The organism is Rhodoferax sp. GW822-FHT04A08 (assembly GCF_058801025.1).
The window spans coordinates 1-2,206 of sequence record NZ_JBXAMW010000050.1 but is presented as its reverse complement, the minus strand read 5'-3'; the positions used below and the strand labels follow the sequence as shown (position 1 = coordinate 2,206).

The 2,206-nt window shown below is 61.1% G+C and carries 1 protein-coding gene; it reads right to left on the bottom strand.

Features of this window, described 5'->3' with window-relative positions; genetic code table 11:
- Positions 1-59: 59 nt before the first annotated feature.
- Positions 60-2,206 (bottom strand): AAA family ATPase (locus AC1RMF_RS26440; RefSeq protein ID WP_493145508.1); only part of this gene is annotated, 2,147 nt, incomplete at its 5' end.

Sequence of the window (2,206 nt, the reverse complement as noted above, 5' to 3'; positions counted from 1 at the left end):
CGGACTACAGAATGGATTGAAAAGGGAGTTGCGGATTCAGAGTCAAGGTGCAGGCAGCACTACCCACTGCCATCTGCCTCTGTGGCGACGCGCCCGCTTACGAAGCCCATGGGCGCACGTCGCGGCTGCTTGCCCGTCTGTAGTTCCTGCAGCAGGCAGATCAAAGTCGCAGCCGTGCGGGCATCCGGCGCAAATCGCAGACGCCGAGACAGGGCTGCGAAATCCCCGGGTGTGACACCGGTGATTTGTGAGGCACTGTCCAGATCACCAATTCCAGCCTTGATTGCATGCGCCTTGCACAGCGCGGCGAATCCCTCTCGCACCTGCTCGGGCCTGAGGGGCTCAAACATGATCTGCATATCCAGCCTGCGCATGGCGGCCGGATCGATGGCCTGCATGCGGTTGGTGGCGATCACCACCACACCGGTGTATTCGCCGAGTTGCTCCAGCAGTTCATTGACTTGCGTGACCTCCCAGGTACGTGCTGCCATATCGCGGTTGGCCAGCAACCCATCGACCTCGTCGATGAAGAGCACAGCGCCCTCTTCGAGCGCCTTCTCAAACGCAGTGCGAATGCGCTGTTCGGTCTCTCCCACATAGGCCGACAGCAGATCGGACGCACGCTGCTCCACCAAAGGCTTATCCAGCATGTTCGCCAAGGCCTTGGCGAATGCGGTCTTACCGGTGCCTGGAAGTCCGCACAGCGCCAGGCGCGCGCTTCCCACCTTGCGAATACCGGCCACCAGTTCCATCAAATCCACACTGGCATTGACCTGGGTTGGACTCCACGTGAATGCTTCTGCAAATGCTTCCGTGTAGGCCCCCTGCTCGATTGGGATTCGCAGGTGCTGGGTGGGGCGACCTGGCAGTCGCTGGCGCAGCCAGTGCCGGCACAAGGTGGCATCCATCGGGACGTCAGCATCGTCGCCACGCGCATGGACTTGGCCCAGCCGGTCGATGAGAGCCGGTGTCAAGGTGCTGACTTCAGCCCAGCGCTGCTGCTCAGTTTCTGTGATGGCAGCGGGACTGTGCTGCCTGGGAGCGAAACGCTTTTGGATCAATCCCAGACGTACCGAGCGGGGAATCCCCTCAAAGTGAATTTCCACATCGAAGCGGCGCAGTACGGCGCGGTCCAGCACCTCCGGGTGGTTCATGATCCAGATGACCGGGATGCGACTGCCCTCCAGCAATTGGTTCAAGGCCGCCCGGTGGTTGTCCATGCTCACTGCATCCACGTCACCTGAGCTACGCCGATGGCCGAATTCCGATTCGGGCGGGCGAAACACATCGTCCGCTTCGTCAAAGAGGATGGCCCCGCGTGGGGTGGCGCGCATCATCCGCATGACCAGGCGCAGGTGGTGCAGTCGGTCCTCACCCGTCAAGGCGCCACCACGGTCATTGGTGACTACCATCTCCATGGCCTGCACACTGGCTTCCCTCAGCAAGGCCCGACACCACTCGGTCTTCCCCAACCCCGGCATTCCAGTCACCAGCATGTGTCCTCCTGTGTGTCCGTCCACTGCCGCCTTGAGCACACCTTCTAGCCAGCTCTTTGCGAGCGCCGTGTGGTACGGGATGTGCGCAAAGTCACTTAGGCTTAGTCCATCCCCACGCAGTGGAGTGGCCATATGTGCCAGGATTTCCTGGGGTGGCCCCTGGTGGTAGGCAATGCCTTCGGAAAGTTGGCGTGGGACAAACAGCAAAGTGCCTAGCCACTCCTCACCGCCCGGGTACATGCGCAAGATGCCGCTGGACAGGAGCGATCCTTTGGAGCTCAGTGCGGTCTGGACTTCCTCCAAGGGGAGGTTCAGGACTGCACTCAACGCATGGGGCAGATCGCCCCGGTTGATGGAGCCCCACGTTTTTACTGCTTTCTTGAGGGCATCGAATACGCGCAGAGCGACAGCCAGTTCAAAAATCGCAAGTTCCACTGGATTGAGCCCTGCACTGTTGCCCAGCCACGCCAGTGTCGTGGACATGCAGCAAGGGGCAACCGGCCAATTGGCCTCGCCCTGCATTGCCAAGGGTCCTAGGAACTTCTGTGCCCTCAACCGCAGTGCTTCGAATACTGTTGCCGCCTTGCAGCTCGGATCTGCAAGCTCGGGCACTTCCAGCATGGCGGACAGCAGCTGGTGCTGGCTGGATCCGTCCACATGAAAGGTCGGCATGCCGCCATGGCCCAGCAGGATGCGCAGGATCCAGCTGC